18 protein-coding genes are annotated in these 15,784 nt (G+C 66.3%); 10 read left to right on the top strand and 8 right to left on the bottom strand.

Translation table 11 applies throughout. The annotated features are described in order from the left end of the window. Positions 1–7 precede the first annotated feature (7 nt). The 7 genes from BVG12_RS19955 (at position 8) to BVG12_RS19925 (ending at position 8,343) form a co-directional block, all read left to right on the top strand. Positions 8–1,312: a putative porin gene (locus BVG12_RS19955; RefSeq protein ID WP_075793926.1), complete on the top strand. Its 1,305-nt coding sequence runs from the start codon at positions 8–10 to the stop codon at positions 1,310–1,312. Positions 1,313–1,333: 21 nt separating this feature from the next. Further along, positions 1,334–1,870 carry an FMN-binding protein gene (locus BVG12_RS19950; protein ID WP_075793925.1) on the top strand — a complete coding sequence of 179 codons (537 nt, stop codon included), beginning with the start codon at positions 1,334–1,336 and terminating at the stop codon, positions 1,868–1,870. After that, a complete protein-coding gene (locus BVG12_RS19945) occupies positions 1,867–2,682 on the top strand; it encodes an FAD:protein FMN transferase (RefSeq protein WP_075793924.1) in 816 nt (271 codons plus the stop codon). Before BVG12_RS19950 ends, BVG12_RS19945 begins: the two co-directional genes overlap by 4 nt. 8 nt (positions 2,683–2,690) lie before the next feature. After that, the gene (locus tag BVG12_RS19940) at positions 2,691–3,158 is read left to right on the top strand and encodes a DUF4405 domain-containing protein (protein WP_229503662.1); all 468 of its coding nucleotides are present in this window, start codon (positions 2,691–2,693) and stop codon (positions 3,156–3,158) included. 75 nt (positions 3,159–3,233) lie between these two features. Further along, positions 3,234–3,998: a peptidylprolyl isomerase gene (locus BVG12_RS19935; RefSeq protein ID WP_075793922.1), complete on the top strand. Its 765-nt coding sequence runs from the start codon at positions 3,234–3,236 to the stop codon at positions 3,996–3,998. A 14-nt stretch (positions 3,999–4,012) separates the two neighbouring features. Then, the gene (locus BVG12_RS19930; RefSeq protein ID WP_075793921.1) at positions 4,013–7,072 is read left to right on the top strand and encodes a peptidase domain-containing ABC transporter; all 3,060 of its coding nucleotides are present in this window, start codon (positions 4,013–4,015) and stop codon (positions 7,070–7,072) included. After that, on the top strand, positions 7,069–8,343 hold the full coding sequence (locus tag BVG12_RS19925; RefSeq protein ID WP_075793920.1) for a sigma-54 interaction domain-containing protein: 1,275 nt from the start codon (positions 7,069–7,071) through the stop codon (positions 8,341–8,343). Before BVG12_RS19930 ends, BVG12_RS19925 begins: the two co-directional genes overlap by 4 nt. Before the next feature lie 159 nt (positions 8,344–8,502). Here BVG12_RS19925 and BVG12_RS19920 read toward each other — a convergent pair whose 3' ends face one another. The 7 genes from BVG12_RS19920 to BVG12_RS19890 form a co-directional block, all read right to left on the bottom strand. After that, a complete protein-coding gene (locus tag BVG12_RS19920) occupies positions 8,503–9,270 on the bottom strand; it encodes a PP2C family protein-serine/threonine phosphatase (protein ID WP_075793919.1) in 768 nt (255 codons plus the stop codon). Then, positions 9,270–9,554, bottom strand: a complete 285-nt coding sequence (locus BVG12_RS19915) for a hypothetical protein (protein ID WP_075793918.1) — start codon at positions 9,552–9,554, stop codon at positions 9,270–9,272. Before BVG12_RS19915 ends, BVG12_RS19920 begins: the two co-directional genes overlap by 1 nt. Positions 9,555–9,638: 84 nt before the next feature. Further along, entirely contained in the window at positions 9,639–9,920 is a 282-nt protein-coding gene (locus BVG12_RS19910; protein WP_075793917.1) for a hypothetical protein, read from the bottom strand. A 29-nt stretch (positions 9,921–9,949) separates the two neighbouring features. Then, positions 9,950–10,207 (bottom strand): hypothetical protein, encoded by a 258-nt coding sequence (locus BVG12_RS19905; protein WP_075793916.1) that lies wholly within the window; start codon positions 10,205–10,207, stop codon positions 9,950–9,952. Positions 10,208–10,217: 10 nt separating this feature from the next. Then, on the bottom strand, positions 10,218–10,487 hold the full coding sequence (locus BVG12_RS19900; protein WP_075793915.1) for a hypothetical protein: 270 nt from the start codon (positions 10,485–10,487) through the stop codon (positions 10,218–10,220). A 282-nt stretch (positions 10,488–10,769) separates the two neighbouring features. Beyond that, the gene (locus BVG12_RS19895; protein WP_075793914.1) at positions 10,770–10,973 is read right to left on the bottom strand and encodes a hypothetical protein; all 204 of its coding nucleotides are present in this window, start codon (positions 10,971–10,973) and stop codon (positions 10,770–10,772) included. An 80-nt stretch (positions 10,974–11,053) separates the two neighbouring features. Continuing rightward, positions 11,054–11,338 (bottom strand): hypothetical protein, encoded by a 285-nt coding sequence (locus BVG12_RS19890; RefSeq protein ID WP_075793913.1) that lies wholly within the window; start codon positions 11,336–11,338, stop codon positions 11,054–11,056. A gap of 258 nt (positions 11,339–11,596) precedes the next feature. On the opposite strand from BVG12_RS19890, the gene BVG12_RS19885 reads away from it, so the two are divergent. Continuing rightward, a complete protein-coding gene (locus tag BVG12_RS19885) occupies positions 11,597–13,633 on the top strand; it encodes a serine/threonine protein kinase (RefSeq protein WP_075793912.1) in 2,037 nt (678 codons plus the stop codon). A gap of 6 nt (positions 13,634–13,639) precedes the next feature. Here BVG12_RS19885 and BVG12_RS19880 read toward each other — a convergent pair whose 3' ends face one another. Next, positions 13,640–14,737, bottom strand: a complete 1,098-nt coding sequence (locus BVG12_RS19880; RefSeq protein WP_083685248.1) for a formylglycine-generating enzyme family protein — start codon at positions 14,735–14,737, stop codon at positions 13,640–13,642. 165 nt (positions 14,738–14,902) lie between these two features. Between BVG12_RS19880 and BVG12_RS19875 the strand changes: the two genes are divergently transcribed. Together BVG12_RS19875 and BVG12_RS19870 are read left to right on the top strand one after the other, a co-directional pair. Further along, on the top strand, positions 14,903–15,310 hold the full coding sequence (locus tag BVG12_RS19875; RefSeq protein WP_156895867.1) for a DUF4399 domain-containing protein: 408 nt from the start codon (positions 14,903–14,905) through the stop codon (positions 15,308–15,310). Between the two features lie 26 nt (positions 15,311–15,336). Continuing rightward, on the top strand, positions 15,337–15,756 hold the full coding sequence (locus BVG12_RS19870; protein ID WP_075793910.1) for a DUF4399 domain-containing protein: 420 nt from the start codon (positions 15,337–15,339) through the stop codon (positions 15,754–15,756). Positions 15,757–15,784: the final 28 nt, after the last annotated feature.

Here is a 15,784-nt window from a genome sequence, read left to right as displayed (position 1 = left end):
GATATTCATGAAGCAACGTGTCATCAGCGCGGCATTGGCCGCCGCATTTCTTGCCGCTCCGGTGGCCGCACTGGCCCAGGACACCGACCTGGCGAAACGTGTCGAGCAGCTCGCGGCCGAACTGGAAAAAGTGAAGGCCGAACTCGCGGCCCAGCGTGCACAAGCTGCCGCCGCCCCGGCCCCGCGCGCCGAGGCGACCAGCGTGCCGGCCCAGCCGGCAGCCGCCGCCCCGGCATCCGCCCCGATGGTGGCCGCGGCCTCCGATACGGTCTTCTCTGGTTACGGCGAAGTGAACTACAACCACCCCGTGCGCAATGCCAGCGGCGCGCAGACCGACTTGCGCCGCGCCGTTATCGGCATCCAGCACCGCTTCGACGAGAAGACGAAAGTGGTCGCGGAATTCGAGTGGGAGCATGCGATCGCGTCCGCGTCGGACCGCGGCGAGTCGGCCATCGAGCAGATGTATGTCGAGCGCGAGTTCAATAACGGCCTGCGCGGCAAGGCCGGCCTGTTCCTGATGCCGGTGGGCCTGCTGAACCAGAACCACGAGCCGACCGCCTACTACGGCGTCGAGCGCAACTTCGTCGAAACGGCGATCATCCCGACGACCTGGCGTGAAGCCGGCGTCGGCCTGTCGGGCGAATTCGGCAACGGTTTTACGTGGGATACGGGCCTGACCACCGGTTTTGATTTGACCAAGTGGGACGCGGCGTCCGACGAGGGCCGTGAATCGCCGCTGGGCGCCATCCATCAGGAAGGGCAGCTGGCCAAGTCGCGCGACCTGCAGCTGCACGGCGCGCTCAACTGGCGCGGCTATCCCGGCCTGCTCGTCGGCGGCTCTGTCTTCACGGGCAAGGCGGGCCATGCGACGACCGATTTCGCCGCCAACGACGCGCGCGTGACCCTGGCCGAACTGCATACCCGCTACACGCCGGGCGCGTGGGATCTGTCGGCCTTGTGGGCCTATGGCCGCATCTCGAACACGGAAGCGCTCAACGCGACCTTCGTCGGCAAGCCGACGCCCGTCCCCAGCAGCTTCGCGGGCTGGTATCTGCAGGCCGCCTATAAACTCTGGCAGGGCAACGAGTATGCGCTCAGCCCGTTCGCCCGCTTCGAGAGTTTCGATACCGCCCGCACGTATGCGTCGCAGCCCGCCGGACTGGGCGTGCCGACCACGCCGTACGAGCGCGTCGCGACCGTCGGCGCGAACCTGATGGTCGCGCAAGGCGTCGTGCTCAAGGCGGATTATCAGAAATTCCGCCAAGATAAGTCGCGCGACCGGGTGAACCTGGGCGTCGGCTTCTCCTATTGATCGGACATCCGGAGGCATCACATGCGCTATGTTCCCCTGATCGTTCTCGGCGCCTGCGCCGTCACGGCGCCCGTCTTCGCGACGCAATACCTCAGCCCGGAACAGGCGCAGAAGCTGATGTTTCCGGAAGCCGATGCGTTCCGCGCCGTGCCGCTGTCACTGGATGCGGCGCAGATGCGCCAGGTCGAGCAGGTCGGCGGGCTGCCGGCACGTTCGGCGCATTGGCGCGTCGTCGGCGCCTACAAGGGCGAGGCGTTGCTGGGCTATATGGTGCTCGACGACGTGGTCGGCAAATTCGAGCTCATCTCCTACGCCGTCGGCATCAACCCTGACGCCAGCGTGCGCCAGGTCGAAATCCTGACGTACCGCGAAAGCCACGGCAGCGAAATCCGGCTGCCCGCATGGCGCCGGCAGTTCGTCGGCAAGAGCGCCAAAAGCGGCGGCCTGCGCATCGGCGGCGGGATCGACAACATCAGCGGCGCCACCCTGTCCTGCACGCACGTCACGGACGGCGTGCGCCGCATCGCCGCCATGGCCCAGGTCGCACTGGTGAAATGATCCGCCGCGCGCAGCCCTGGCTCGGCACCCTCGTCGACATCGCCGTCGAGGGAACGTCCAGCCAGGACGCGGTCACGGCGGCTTTCGCCGAGATCGCGCGCCTGCACCGGCTGATGAGTTTTCATGACGGCGCCAGCGACATCGCGCACATCAACCGCGCCGCGCCCGGCGACGTGGTGCGGGTGGATGCGGCCACCTGGAACGTCCTGCGGCTGGCCGGGGAGATCGCCGACCTGTCCGGCGGCGCGTTCGACATCGCGTGCGCCCCCTGGTTGGTCGACCGGCAGATCTTGCCGGCGCCGGAGCACGTGCAACCCCTTGCTCTGACGTCGGCCGCCGTATTCTCGCTCGACGATGACGGCCAGGTACGCAAGTGCGGCGCGGGGTGGATCGACGTCGGCGGCATCGCCAAGGGTTATATCGTCGACGCCGCCGTGGCCGTCCTGGAGGCGGCGGGCGTGCCCGGCGGCTGCGTGAATGCCGGCGGAGACATGCGCGCCTTCGGCGTGTCGCGCGTCCCGGTCGCGGTGCGCGCGCCCGGCGCGCCCGGTCGGGCCGCGCGGCATATAATGCTGTGCGGCGAAGCGCTGGCGACATCGGGCAGCTATTTTTCGGCGCGTGCGCATCGAGGCGGCGTGGTCAGCGCGCTGGTCGACGCGCGCGACGGCCGGCCCCTGGTATCCGCCGCGAGCGCCTCGGTGTGCGCGCGCCGCTGCGCCGTGGCGGACGCGTTGACCAAGGTCGTGCTGGCGACCGGCGATTGCGCCCATCCCCTGCTTGCCGCGTTCGGCGCCACCGCTTTCCTGATCTGATTTTATTTATGACTCGTATGCCCGGCACCACCGGCCGTCTTCTCTCTTTCAAGCTCGAACGCTGGCATCGCCGCAGCGTGTACGCGACCGGCGTCGTGCTGCTGCTGTCGGGCGCGGCCTGGCTGGTGCTGCATTACTTCCTGCGTCCGGCGAGCGAGTTCGGCGAATCGGTCAATCCGCTCGAACCCTGGACCATGAAGGTGCATGGCGCGGCGGCGATGGCCGCGCTGTTCTTCGTCGGCAGCCTGCTGCACCATCATGTGCGCCGGGCGATCCGGGCCGGGAGAAATGCGGTCACGGGGTGGGCGATGATCGCGACGCTGTCCTTCCTGACCTTGACCGGCTACGGCCTGTATTACGTGGCCGGCGAAAGCGATCGTCCCATCTGGTCGCTGCTGCACTGGAGTATCGGCTTCGCGGTGGCCGTCTTGTTCGTGCTGCACGTGATCGTCGGGCGGCGCAGCGTTCACGATTGACCGTCCCACGAACCTTCACCCCGCCGCACGCTCTAACAACTTCCCCGGACTTCTCCCGGCGGCAGGAGCGGAACCATGGCGGGCATCGTGCGCATCGACGACGAGGTGATCACGACGGATGACTTCATCCGCACGTTGAAGCTGAACGGGCAGTTCGAGGGCCTGGTCGAGCAGATGGTGCGCGACCGGCTGACCGCGCGCGCCGCCCGGCAGGCGGGCGTGAAGCTCGCGCCCGAGCAGATCCAGGAGCGGGCCGACGAATTCCGCCGCGCGCTCGGGCTGCATCGCGCCGCCGACACCAATCACTACCTCGACGCGCTCGGCGTGTCCCTGGACGAATTCGAGGCCTGGATCACCGACAGCCTGTACCAGGAAAAGATGTTGGAACAGGTCTGCAGCGAAGCGGCCGTTGCGCAATATTTCAAACTCAACTCGCCGCGCTTCGACAGTGTCGAGGTCAGCCACGTCGTGCTCGATTCCGAAGGGGCGGCGCGGGAAATGATGTCGGTGCTGCAGGAAGAGCCGGACGCGTTCGCCGAGATGGCGCGCGAACACTCCATCGATGAGGGCACCCGCCAGCAGGGCGGCGTCATCGGCAAGGTGTTGCGCGGTTCGCTCAAGGGCGATATCGAGGCGCGCGTGTTCAATGCGCGGGCGGGCGAGCTGCTCGGGCCGTTTCCGTCGCCGGACGGGACGTGCTATGAAATCTTTTGCGTCAATGCGAAACACCCGGCCACGCTCGATGCCGACACGGCCGCCGAGGTGCGGCGCCTGCTGCGCGAAGAGTGGCTGCTGGCGCGCGCGCAGGAGCACGTGATCGAAGCGTGTCCGGTGCGCTGACCCCGGCAGGCACCATGGCAGCGCCCTCCGCCGTGCAGTCGCCCGCCGACTTCCTGTCGTCGGTCGAGATCCTGTCCCCGCTCGAGCGCGCGGAACTGGAACAGCTGGCCGGCGCGGTCCAGGTGCGCCATTACGCGTTCGGCGACACGGTCTGCAAGGCGGGCGAGCCGGCCGAGGGCCTGTATGTCGTGAAATCCGGTTCCGTGCGCCTGTTTTCCGAGGAGCACGGCAAGGAGCTCAGCATCGGCGTACGTAAAACCGGCGAGACGTTCGGCGACATCGCCATGCTGCGCGACGCCCACCACGACCTGTCGGCGCGCGCCTCGCTCAAGACGGAGCTGTGGCTGATCCCGCGCGCCGCCATCGAGCCCGTGCTGGCCCGCCATCCGCAGGCGCTCGACTTCGTGACGAGCTATGTCGCGATCGGTTCCGCCGGCGGCCTGGTGGCGCGCCTGTTCGACCTGCGCGGCAAGGTCGGCAAGGAAGAACTGGAAGACGTCGTGCGCAGCGTGGGCGTCAAGCGCGTCCCGGCCGGCAAGGAGATCCTCACGCAGAACGGGCGCGACGATCACCGGCTGTATGTGCTGCGCCAGGGGCAGGTGCGGCTCGTGTATCACGACGGTGCCGAGGAATTCACCTTGGCCACGCTGCAGCCGGGCGACACCTTCGGCGAAAAAGCGTGCCTGATGCGGCAGGAGCAGATGGCGTCCGCCGTCGCCGTCACGCCCGCCACCCTGCTCGTCATTCCCGAAAAGACGGCGCACCGGATCCTCGAGCGCAACGCCGGCCTGCGCGAGGTGCTGGAAGACCGCATCCGGGCCAATGAACGCGAGCTGGAGCGCCAGAAGAAGCTGGCCGAGCGCCGCAAGCGCCCGCTTCGGCTCGACCTCGATTCGCAGCCGGACATCGGCGAGCGCGTGATCCGCCGCTTCGCCCTGGTCGAACAGGCCGAGGAGATGGATTGCGGCGCGGCCTGTCTCGCCATGCTGTGCCGCCATCACGGCGTGTCGGTCACGCTTGGCAAGCTGCGCGAGCTGGCCAACGTCACCACGCAGGGCGCGACCCTCGACAGCCTCGCGCGCGCCGGCGAGACGCTGGGCTTTTCCGCGCGCGGCGTGCAGTGCACGTTCGACGCGCTGCAGGGCTTCGAATTGCCCTTCATCGTGCACTGGGAGGGTTATCACTACGTGATCGTGTACGGCATCTCGCCGCGCCAGGTCTGGGTCGCCGACCCGGCGGTGGGTTTCCGCAAGCTGTCCGTCGAGGCGTTCGAGCGCGGCTGGAGCGGCACCTGCCTCGTCTTCACGCCCGGCCAGGACATGGTCGCGCAGGCCGTCGAACGCTCGCCCTGGCTGCGCTTCGTCGGCTACCTGCGGCCGTACCGGACCATCTTGCTGCACCTGTTCCTGGCGACCTTCGTGATCCAGATGCTGGGCATCGTGCCGCCGCTGATCATCCAGAACATTCTCGACGGCGTGGTCGTGCACCAGAACGTCAGCCTGCTGCACTTGCTGATTGCCGGGCTCGTCATCGCAAACGTGTTCTCGCAGCTGATGGCGACCGTGCGCGCCTATCTTGCCAACTACATGGTGCGCAACCTCGACTTCTCGATGATGGCGGGCTTTTTCAAGCACACCATGTCGCTGCCGTTCTCGTTCTTTGCCAAGCGCAAGACGGGCGATATCGTCGCGCGTTTCCAGGAAAACCAGACGATCCGCGCCTTTCTGACCGAGTCCACCGTCACGACGATGCTGAATCTGCTGATGGTGTTCATCTATTTCTCTATCCTGTTCGTCTACAACGTCAAGCTGACCTTGCTGTTGATCGCCTTCGTCATCCCGATCATGGCGTTGACGATCCTGACGACGCCGCACATCAAGCAGTACGCGCGCGACGTGTTCAATGCCTCGACCGACGCGCACGCGTTCCTGATGGAAGCACTGGGCGGCGTGGAAACGATCAAGGGCATGGGCAGCGAGCGTCCCGTCCGCCTGAAATGGGAAAAGAAATACGTCAAGGCACTGGACACGCAGTACCGCGCGCAGAACTTCAATATCCTCGTCGGCCTCGCGAGCCAGTTACTGAATGCCGGCACGACGATCGCGATTTTGTGGGCCGGCGCCAGCCTCGTGCTCGACCACGAATTGACGATCGGCCAGCTGATCGCCTTCAATGCCCTGATGGGCAGCGTGCTGGCGCCGCTGATGGGCTTGGTCGCCCTGTGGAGCCGGCTGGCGGATGCCGGCGTGGCGATGGAGCGCCTCGGCGACGTGCTCGACATCGAACCGGAACAAAAGCCGAGCGAAGCGGCCAGCCGCGTCGTGCTGCCCGACCTGCACGGCGATTTGAAACTCGAGAACGTGTATTTCCGCTACGGCGGCAACGACACGGCGTACGTGCTGGAAAACATCAGCATCGACATCCGGCGCGGGGAATTGGTCGCGATCGTGGGCCGCAGCGGCTCGGGCAAGACGACGCTTGCGAAACTGCTGGTCGGCTTTTATGCGCCCACGGACGGCAAGATCCTCGTCGACGGCTATGACATGACCGCCATCGACAAGGATTATTATCGCGCCCAGGTCGGCTACGTCATGCAAAGTAACCTGCTGTTTTCCGGCACCATCGCCGAGAACATCGCCAGCGGCGACGAGAGCCCCGACCGGCGCCGCATCGAGCAGGTCGCGAAGATGGCGGATGCGCACGCGTTCATCAGCAAGATGCCGCTCGGGTACGAGCAGGTGGTGGGCGAGCGCGGCGTCGGGCTGTCCGGCGGCCAGGTGCAGCGCCTGTGCATCGCCCGCGCGCTATACCAGGACCCGCGTCTGCTCGTGTTCGACGAAGCGACGTCGGCCCTCGACACGCAGTCCGAAAGCAATATCATCGCCAACATGCACGAGATCCTCGCGGGGCGCACGGCCGTGATCATCGCGCACCGGCTCAGCACGATCATGCGGGCCGACAAGATCGTCGTGCTGTACGAGGGCGGCATCGTCGAGCAAGGCCGGCACGACGAGCTGCTGGCCGGGCGCGGCATGTATTACGAGCTCGTGCAGAAACAGCTGGCGGCAGCATGAAACTGTTTACTCAGGACCTGCCGCGCGGCTCCTCGATGTCGTATGCGGGCTTGCTGGAACGGCTCGAAATCCTGCGGTCGACCCTGCGCTGGGCCAACAACCTGGACCGGCCCGAGATCGAAAAGCTGCTGCGCCAGGCCAATGCCGTGCGCGACGAGGTGATGCAGCTGTCGCACAAGGAGCGTTTTATCCAGGCGCTCGGCAGCGAGGCCGCGCCCCGTCCGGAACAGACGCCGGGCGAACGACGCCAGGCGCTGCTGGCGCGCAGCTTCGTGTTCGAAGGCACGTTCGGCGACAACCCGCGCCTGCTGGACGCGCTCGAGATCGCGGAGAAGGCGGCCCCGACCGATCTGCCCGTCCTGGTCGATGGCGAAAGCGGCACCGGCAAGGAATTGATGGCGAAGGTGATCCACGCGAACGGCGCGCGTGCCGACAAGGCGTATATCTCCGTCAACTGCGGCGCGATTCCCGAGAGCCTGATCGAATCGGAACTCTTCGGCCACAAGCGCGGCGCATTCACAGGCGCGGCCACGGACCGCAAGGGCAAGTTCGAGAGCGCGCACAAGGGCACGATCTTCCTGGACGAGATCGGGGAATTGCCGCTGCAGGGACAAGTCAAATTGCTGCGCGTGCTGCAGTCGCACGAGATCCAGCGCGTCGGCTCGGACGAGACGATCGCCGTCGACGCGCGCATCGTGGCGGCCACCAACAAGAATCTGCGCAAGCTGATCGAACTGGGCCAATTCCGTGAAGACCTGTTTTATCGCCTCAGCGTGATCCACGTGACCCTGCCGCCACTGCGTGAACGCAAGGACGAAATCCCGTTGCTGCTGGCCTATTACGGCGACGAGGCGGCCGAGGTCCTCAAACGCAGGCCGGTCGGGATGACGCCGGCATTGCGCGCCTTCCTGCTCGACTACCCTTACCCCGGCAATATCCGCGAATTACGCAACCTGATGTACCGCCTGGCCTGCCTGGCCGGCGACACGGCGGATCTGGGACATTTGCCGGAAGACATACGGCCGGCGTCGCCGCAAGCGCAGGCAGCGCCCGCATTGCCATCCCCGGCATCGCCGGCGCCGCCCACCTCGCTGGCGGAAGCCAAGCGCGCGGCCAGCGACGAGGCCGAGCGCGCCTGCCTGGAACGGGGCCTCAAGGACGTCGGGGGTACCGTCGCCGAGCTGGCGCGGCGTTGGGACATGAACCGTTCCCACCTGCAGATCCTGCTCAAGAAGCACGGCCTGCATTCGAAGGACTTCCGCCGCCACTGAAGGGCACGTCGGCAAACCTGCCGCGCGTGGCACTGCTGTGGCGGACGGCCAGCCCTGCGATGCTCGCCGTACGCTCGTACAGCTGTGTTTCTCGTACAGCTGTGTTTCTCCCACAGCATTGCGGCCGCTCGCGACGGTTTTTCGAGGTGCCCTCAAGGGTCACAAGGATGGATTGAGAACGGTCCGGTCGGGCTCGACATCATCCGCGCGCACGACGATGACGGAAATATTATCCCGCCCGCCCGCGGCCAGCGCGAGCCGGATGAGCGTATCGGCCGCCTGCGCGCAATCGCCGCCGGTGAGCGCGCCGAACATGTGTTCGGGGCTGACTGCATTGCTCAGGCCGTCGCTGCAGAGCAGGAATATGTCGCCGTCGCTGACTTGCACCTGCACATCGTCCAGTTCCAGCGTCGTGGACGCACCCAGCGCGCGCGTGATCATGGCGGCGCCCGGATACGCCGATGCGTCCGCGGGGGACAGGTGGTTCCTGGCTTGCAGTTCCTCGAACTGATTGTGGTCGCGCGTGAGCTGGTGCAGGCTGGCGCCGCGGCACAGGTAGATGCGGCTGTCTCCGGCCCAGACGCAGACGCCGGTGCGGCCCGAGGCCAGCAGCAGCACGAGCGTCGTGCCGATCACGGGGACGTTGCGCGCCGCTGCTTCCGCCACCAGCGCGCCGTTCACCTCGAGCAGGCACACGCGCGCGGCGGCGACGGCCTGCTGCAGCGGCTCGTCCGCGGGGAGCGCGTCCAGCGCATCCACCGTCATGCGGCTCGCGATTTCGCCGTATGCATGGCCGCCCATGCCGTCGGCGACGGCCCACATGCGCCGCGCCGGCCGGTCCAGCACGGCATCCTCGTTGTTGCTGCGCACGAGCCCGATGTCGGTGCGCGCCGCCGAGGTCCAGCGAAGTTGAGGCCCGTCGCCCATCAGACGTGTCCGTTGTTGGTGCTCCGCTCATCCACGCCGACGGTCACGACCGCATTCGGCGCCGTATTGCTCACGCTGACCGTCTGGAACTGGTTGATCATCTGGTCCGCGTAATTATTGATCTGATAAAAATTGATGACAGGCGCGGTGCGCACCTGCTCGGGCAGGTAAGGCTGGATCCAGCCGAAGCACCACGCCGCACCGTCACCGCCGCGCACGCGTGCCATCGCGCGCGCGTCGAGCGTGCGTTCGCAGCGGAGGTCGTCGATCGTGATGTGCGCCATGTGCCTCTCCTCAGTTAACAGACATCTCGACTGTCGATTTAGTTCCTTGGCGGAGGCCGGGTTGCGGCCTCCGCCGTCCGTTGGTTACCAGACGGGTCCGGCCACGCCGATATTGTTCTGGCCGAACTGGCTCGTGTTGTTGTTCGCGGTCACGCCGTCGATGAAGGCCGATCCGTTCGCGGTCGCGTTGACGACGTTCTGGAACTGGGCCAGGTTCTGCGTCGCGTCCAGCGACGAGCTGAACTTTGGCGATGCGGACGGGTACCAGGACGTCTGGGTCATGCCGTGGCCGCCGCGGACGGCCGTCATGGCGTGGTGGTCGAGTTCGGACGTCACGGTCAGGTCTTTGATGATCAGGGTTTTCATGATGATGCTCCTTTAAAAAAATGAATGTCTTACAGGGGGACGACAGCGTTGTTGGCGGCCCATTGCAGCGGGTTCAAGGTCACGTCGGGGGCGGTGAAGCCGGGTCCGATCGAGCCGTTGTTGTTCAGGACGTTGACCTTGATGTCCTGCACCTGCGCGATGCGCTGGTCGAGGTTCAGGTTCACGTTCACGTTCGGCCCGAAAGCCTGGCCGCCCCGGATCGCGGACATGGCATGCGTGTCCAGTGCGCGCGTACGGGCGAGGTCTTGGATGACGATCGACGACATGGTGTTCTCCTTAAACGACCAGCAGATTGTTCTGGCCGAACTGCGACGTGTTGTTGTTCGCGGTGACGCCGCTCACGAACGCCGAGCCGTTGGCCGTGTCGTTGAGTACGTTCTGGACCTGGGTCAGGTTCTGCGTCGCATTGCCGGAAATCGTGTACGAGGGCATCGGGAACAGCGAGTACGACGGGCTGCCCATGCCGTGTCCGCCGCGCACGGCGGTCATGTCGGTGCGGCTCAGTTCGCGGGTCTCGGCCAGGTCTTTGATGATCAGGGTTTTCATGTCGGTTCTCCTTGAGTCGGTGAGTTGGTTGAAAGAGCGTTTGATTTGCGCTCACCAGGGTATGAGCAGAATGCGTGCCAGCCACCGAAAACCCCGTCAATCCAGGCTTTATTGGCGGTTTGCCATGGATTTACCGGTATTGCGTGGCGAATGTGGTGGGAGCGGACCAACACCGGTTCAACACTGTTAGATCCGGCCGAACGGCGGACCCGGCGGAGCGAAAAAAAACCGCCCGGCTGGTGGCCGGGCGGCTTGATGATCGAAGTAAATGGTTTATATGTTTTAGCGAGTTGGCTCGTCTGGTGTGCCGTGCGTCCTCGCACCCGTGCGGAAGTCGACGATCCGCTGCGGCCGCGCCGGCGCAGCCCCGGCCGGGCGCAGTGTACCGGCGTGGGAGCGGAAGCGCGCACCGCCCGAGATCGCCTGCATCGCCTTGCGGTCCAGGTCGGTATTCTCGGATAAATCCTTGATGGTGATGGTGGCCATGATGTCCTCCTCGGAAATGGGTGAGCCCGGCCATCGCGAGATGGCCGGGCCGGCGTGAAGTGCGCTGCCAAGTGCGCTGCTTAGTGAGCGATCATGACGTTGTTCTGACCGAACTGGCTCGTGTTGTTGTTGGCGGTGACGCCGTCGATGAAGGCCGAGCCGTTGGCCGTCGCGTTCGTCACGTTCTGGAGTTGCTGCAGGTTCTGGTTGACGTCGACGGTCGACGTGTAGCTCGGGCTGTAGTACGGCATCGGACACAGCGGATGCGATTGCTGCATCGCGCTGTAACCGCCACGCACGCGCGCCATCGCGCCGCGGTCCAGTTCGCAGGTCAGTGCCAGGTCTTTGATCGTCAGGTTTTTCATGGTAACGCTCCTTGATGAATGGTTGGTTGGTGAGCCGGTTTCGTCGTGCTCCCCCTACTCTTTGCGAGAAGCGTGCCAGCACTTGCAGCCCCCATTTTCGGCTTTTGAACGGGTTTTTCTTGCGCATCCGGTGGGTTCGGTCCAACACCTGCCGACACACCGTTTGGCCGGGAACAACACACTGCTTGTGCGGTGAATTTGCGTACCACGCAAGTGTCTGAGGAAGAGGCGCCCCGCGCGCTCAACCAAGACGACGACATGGACAACCTCGCCGATACCTTGCGCCAGTTTCAAAGCGGAACCCTCGGACAAACCGAGATGCTGGCGCGCGTCGACCGCCTGCTGGCCAGCACGCCCGAGACCGTCTCGAGCCTGCTGAAGACGCTCAACGACGCCCACCGCCGCGCGCCGCTGCCGGCCGAGGTCTATGGCGAAGTCGAACGCCGCATCGCGCAGGCGATCGAGGCGCGCCAGAGGCAGCGCGTCGGCGACGAGGAAACCTATGTCCAGACCAAGCCCCTGGCGCCGCCGACGCAGCCTGCCGGCATCGCGGGCGCCCCTCCCGGCGCGCCGGTCGAGCGCATGAAGGGCGTCGGCGACACGCTCAACGGCCGTTTCGTGCTCGAGGAGTGCGTGGGCTTCGGCGGCATGGGCACCGTCTATAAGGCGCTCGACCTGCGCAAGCTGGAAGCATCGGACCGCCATCCGTATATCGCGATCAAGGTGCTGAACGTCCAGTTCCAGGGCCACCCCAAGTCGCTGATCGCCCTGCAGAGAGAGGCGCGCAAGGCGCAGACGCTGGCCCACCCGAACATCGTGGCCGTGTACGACTTCGACCGCGACGGGTCGATGGTCTACATCACGATGGAATACCTGTCCGGCAAATCCCTCAGCCAGTTGCTGCGCGCGCCCGACTTTCATGCGCTGCCGTTCAGTGAAGCCATGAAGATCGTAAACGGCATGGGCAAGGCGCTCGCGTATGCGCACGAGCGCGGCTTTGTCCACTGCGATTTCAAGCCGGCCAATGTGATCCTGACGGATACGGGCGGCGTCAAGGTCATCGACTTCGGCATCGCGCGCGTGTTCCAGAAAGCGGAAGAAGACGCGGACGTGACCGTCTTCGATCCCGGCAGCCTGGGCGCGCTGACGCCCGCCTACGCGAGTCCGGAGATGCTGGAAAACCGCGAACCCGATCCGCGCGACGATATCTACGCGCTCGGTTGCATCACGTATGAATTGCTCACCGGCCGCCATCCGTTCAACCGCCTGTCGGCGATCCAGGCGTGCGCTGCCGGCCTGCGTCCGCAGCGCCCGCCCGGCCTCGGCCACCGGCAGTGGCGCGCGCTGCGCAATGCGCTCGCGTTGCGGCGAGAAGCGCGCACGCCCACCGTCAACGCTTTCCTCAACGAGATCGGCGCATGGGACCTGCGGCGCCGGCGTCCGGTCCTGATCGGCGCCGGCGCCGCACTGGCTGCCGGGGCCGCGGCGCTGACCGTGTTCGTCGCGCTGCGCCTGCTGCTGCCGCGGCACGGTACCGGCCAGGTCGCGCAGGCGCCCTCGAAGGCCGCCGTCACGGGCACGCCCCATGCCGCACCGGCTGCGCCCGCGCCTGCGCCCACCCCGGCGGCCATCGCCACCGTCCTGGCCGGCGTGCCGTGCTCGGCGCTCGTCTCCGCCATCGACGGGCGTACGGTGCGCGTGCAGGGCTATCTCGCGCACAGCGTCGGGCCGGCACGCCTGAAAAGCATGCTGGCGGCGTTGCCGGGCGTGAGCCGGGTCGACCTGGCGCTGCACGAGATCGGCGACGATAAGTGTCCGCTGATGGCCGTCCTCGGCCGTTACTGGGTCGCGTACCATGCGGCCCGCGGCGGCGCGACGCTGCGCCTCAACGGAGCGAGCGGCAAAGGCGGCGCTCTGGCGGCGGGCGACACGCTGATGGTCGACGTGATCTCGCCCGACTTCCAGTCGTATGTGACGGTCGATTATTTCGTCCTCGACGGACACGTCGTCCACTTGCTGCCCAACGCGGCCGCGCGCGAAAACCTGGCGCCGCCGCGCTACCTGGCCACGATCGGCAGCCTCGGCAATTGGGTGATCGGCCCGCCGTTCGGCACCGAGATGCTCGTGCTGGTGGCCACGCCGGTTCCCCTGTTCGACAACGTGCGGCCGGATGCGGAAGGTGCGGCAGCCTACCTGCGCGCGCTGGACGACCGCCTGGCCGGCATCGCCAAGGCGCACGGCGCCGGCGCGATCGCCGTCGATTTTTTGCAGATCACGACGCGCGCCGGGCATTAGGGCGCCTCAATCGAGCGAACGCGCGACGCGGAAGCCGTTCTGCGACTGGCGCACGCTGGCGTCGTATTTGAAACGGGTGGTGGACAGCATATAGCTGCCGTTCTCGCGCCAGGAACCGCCGCGGATGACACGCGCCTGGCACGACCCGTCGACCCAGGCGCTGCCGTCGTCCGGCGCACCTTTATAGGTGCTGTGCCAGCAATCCTGCACCCATTCCCACACGCTGCCGTTCATGTCGTTCAGGCCGAACGGGTTGGCCGTAAAACTGCCGACGGGCGGCGGCCGTTCGGCATTCCACGGTTCGCCGCAGCCTGCGCAGCTGGAGTTTCCTCCCTTCATTTGATCGCCCCACCAGTAGCGGGTGGCGGTGCCGCCGCGCGCCGCGTATTCCCACTCGGCCTCGGTCGGGAGCCGGTACGGCTTGCCGCTTACCGTGCTCAGCCATTTGAGGTAGAGCTGCGCCTCGTCCCAGCTGACGTCGCGCATCGGCAGGTTGTCGGGCACATTGCCCAGCGACGGCATGGCGGGACACACGCTGGCCTGCACGCACTGGCGCCACTGGCCCACCGTGACCTCGTACTTGCCGATCGCGAACGGCGTGTGCAGCGCCACCTTGTGCGCGGGGCGTTCGGAAGGATCGCTGTTGTTGCTGCCCATCGTGAACGGCCGCGGCGACAACGCGACCATCACCGGACAGGCATCGCAGTCCTTGATCGTGGCCACGGAGCCGGCCGGGCCCGGCGCGGGCGTGGCGGCGGGTGCGGGTGGGGCGCGGCTCTTGTCGGGCTGCGGCTTGGCAACCGCCTTGGCCTGCCCCTGCGCGGCCGCCGGCTTGCCTGGCGCGGGTTGCGGCGGCGCCTGCGCCTGCGGCGGCGCCGCCTTCAGTTGCTGGAGGCGGGCCCGCGCCAGGGCGGAGAAACGTCCCTTGGGATAGGCTTGCAGGTACGCCTCGTAATCGCCGGCCTGCTTGCTGTCCTTGATGGAGTTCCAGAACGCCAGTTCGAACTGCTCCGCGCTGTTCTTGGGTAGCACGCCGGCGGGCGCGACGGCCGTCCCGACCGATGCCGACAGCGCCACCAGTATGCACAGGATCAAGAGCCTCATCCACACAAGCCGCCTCCACAAGTGTCACGAATCCGCTTAGACCTCCAACCGTCGCGATTGTGCCGGCCACACGTTTGTGCTGCCACAGGTTGCATGCGGCTTGAATGATGGATGCTGCCGGAACGGCGGCCCGCACGGCGCAGGGAGAGACTGATGCGCAAAACGATGGTCTTGATGCTGACCGCGGCGGTCCTGCAAGCCGTACCCGTGGGCGCGCGCACGCCGTCGCCCGAGAATGCGCAGGTGTATTTCATCTGGCCCAGCGACGGCATGGTCGTCCACCACGCCTTCTGGGTCCGCATGGGCTTGCGCAATATGGGCGTCGCGCCCAAGGGAACCGATATGGCCGGGACGGGCCACCATCACCTGCTGATCGACACCGACCTGCCCGAGAACATGAACGAGCCCGTACCGAACGACCGCAACCACCTGCACTTCGGCGCCGGCGAAACGGAGGCGCGCATCGAACTGCCGCCCGGTCCCCATACGCTGCAATTGCTGCTGGCCGACAAAGACCACATACCGCACGATCCGCCCGTCCATTCGAAAAAGATCACGGTCACGGTCAAGTGAGCCGGCACCGTGAACAGGAGCATCCGATGCGCACGCTACTTGCCGCCGCCCTCGTTGCCGCTGCCGCTTCGGTCCTGGCCGCCGAACCGACGCCGGCGCCGCCCAACGTCTACCTGTATATCGGCTGGCCCAACGACGGCCAGGTGGTGTCGGCGAACAACCCGATCCGCGTCTGGTTCGGCCTGCGCAATATGGGCGTGGCGCCGAAAGGCGTCAAATTCCCGCACACGGGGCACCACCACCTGCTGATCGACACCGACGCGCCCGGGCCCGGCGTCGAGATCCCGAACGACCGCAACCACCTGCACTTCGGCGCCGGCGAGACCGAGACGACGATCGAACTCCCGCCCGGCAAGCACACCTTGCAGCTCGTCATGGGCAACGATCAGCACATCACGTTCGATCCTTCGGTCCAGTCCAAAAAAATCACGATCGTCGTCAAATGAACGGTGAAATGCGCACGGCCGCGAACTG

The organism is Massilia putida (genome assembly GCF_001941825.1).
In the GTDB taxonomy this organism is placed as follows: Bacteria; Pseudomonadota; Gammaproteobacteria; order Burkholderiales; family Burkholderiaceae_D; genus Telluria; species Telluria putida.
The sequence above is the reverse complement of the archived record's forward strand: the minus strand, read 5'-3'. Positions and strand labels throughout refer to the sequence as shown.

Bases quoted from the DNA above. Each gene is read 5' to 3' on its own strand.
- BVG12_RS19955 (WP_075793926.1), top strand. From the start codon at position 8: ATGAAGCAACGTGTCATCAGCGCGGCATTGGCCGCCGCATTTCTTGCC.
- BVG12_RS19950 (WP_075793925.1), top strand. From the start codon at position 1,334: ATGCGCTATGTTCCCCTGATCGTTCTCGGCGCCTGCGCCGTCACGGCG.
- BVG12_RS19945 (WP_075793924.1), top strand. From the start codon at position 1,867: ATGATCCGCCGCGCGCAGCCCTGGCTCGGCACCCTCGTCGACATCGCC.
- BVG12_RS19940 (WP_229503662.1), top strand. From the start codon at position 2,691: ATGACTCGTATGCCCGGCACCACCGGCCGTCTTCTCTCTTTCAAGCTC.
- BVG12_RS19935 (WP_075793922.1), top strand. From the start codon at position 3,234: ATGGCGGGCATCGTGCGCATCGACGACGAGGTGATCACGACGGATGAC.
- BVG12_RS19930 (WP_075793921.1), top strand. From the start codon at position 4,013: ATGGCAGCGCCCTCCGCCGTGCAGTCGCCCGCCGACTTCCTGTCGTCG.
- BVG12_RS19925 (WP_075793920.1), top strand. From the start codon at position 7,069: ATGAAACTGTTTACTCAGGACCTGCCGCGCGGCTCCTCGATGTCGTAT.
- BVG12_RS19920 (WP_075793919.1), bottom strand. From the start codon at position 9,270: ATGGGCGACGGGCCTCAACTTCGCTGGACCTCGGCGGCGCGCACCGAC.
- BVG12_RS19915 (WP_075793918.1), bottom strand. From the start codon at position 9,554: ATGGCGCACATCACGATCGACGACCTCCGCTGCGAACGCACGCTCGAC.
- BVG12_RS19910 (WP_075793917.1), bottom strand. From the start codon at position 9,920: ATGAAAACCCTGATCATCAAAGACCTGACCGTGACGTCCGAACTCGAC.
- BVG12_RS19905 (WP_075793916.1), bottom strand. From the start codon at position 10,207: ATGTCGTCGATCGTCATCCAAGACCTCGCCCGTACGCGCGCACTGGAC.
- BVG12_RS19900 (WP_075793915.1), bottom strand. From the start codon at position 10,487: ATGAAAACCCTGATCATCAAAGACCTGGCCGAGACCCGCGAACTGAGC.
- BVG12_RS19895 (WP_075793914.1), bottom strand. From the start codon at position 10,973: ATGGCCACCATCACCATCAAGGATTTATCCGAGAATACCGACCTGGAC.
- BVG12_RS19890 (WP_075793913.1), bottom strand. From the start codon at position 11,338: ATGAAAAACCTGACGATCAAAGACCTGGCACTGACCTGCGAACTGGAC.
- BVG12_RS19885 (WP_075793912.1), top strand. From the start codon at position 11,597: ATGGACAACCTCGCCGATACCTTGCGCCAGTTTCAAAGCGGAACCCTC.
- BVG12_RS19880 (WP_083685248.1), bottom strand. From the start codon at position 14,737: ATGAGGCTCTTGATCCTGTGCATACTGGTGGCGCTGTCGGCATCGGTC.
- BVG12_RS19875 (WP_156895867.1), top strand. From the start codon at position 14,903: ATGGTCTTGATGCTGACCGCGGCGGTCCTGCAAGCCGTACCCGTGGGC.
- BVG12_RS19870 (WP_075793910.1), top strand. From the start codon at position 15,337: ATGCGCACGCTACTTGCCGCCGCCCTCGTTGCCGCTGCCGCTTCGGTC.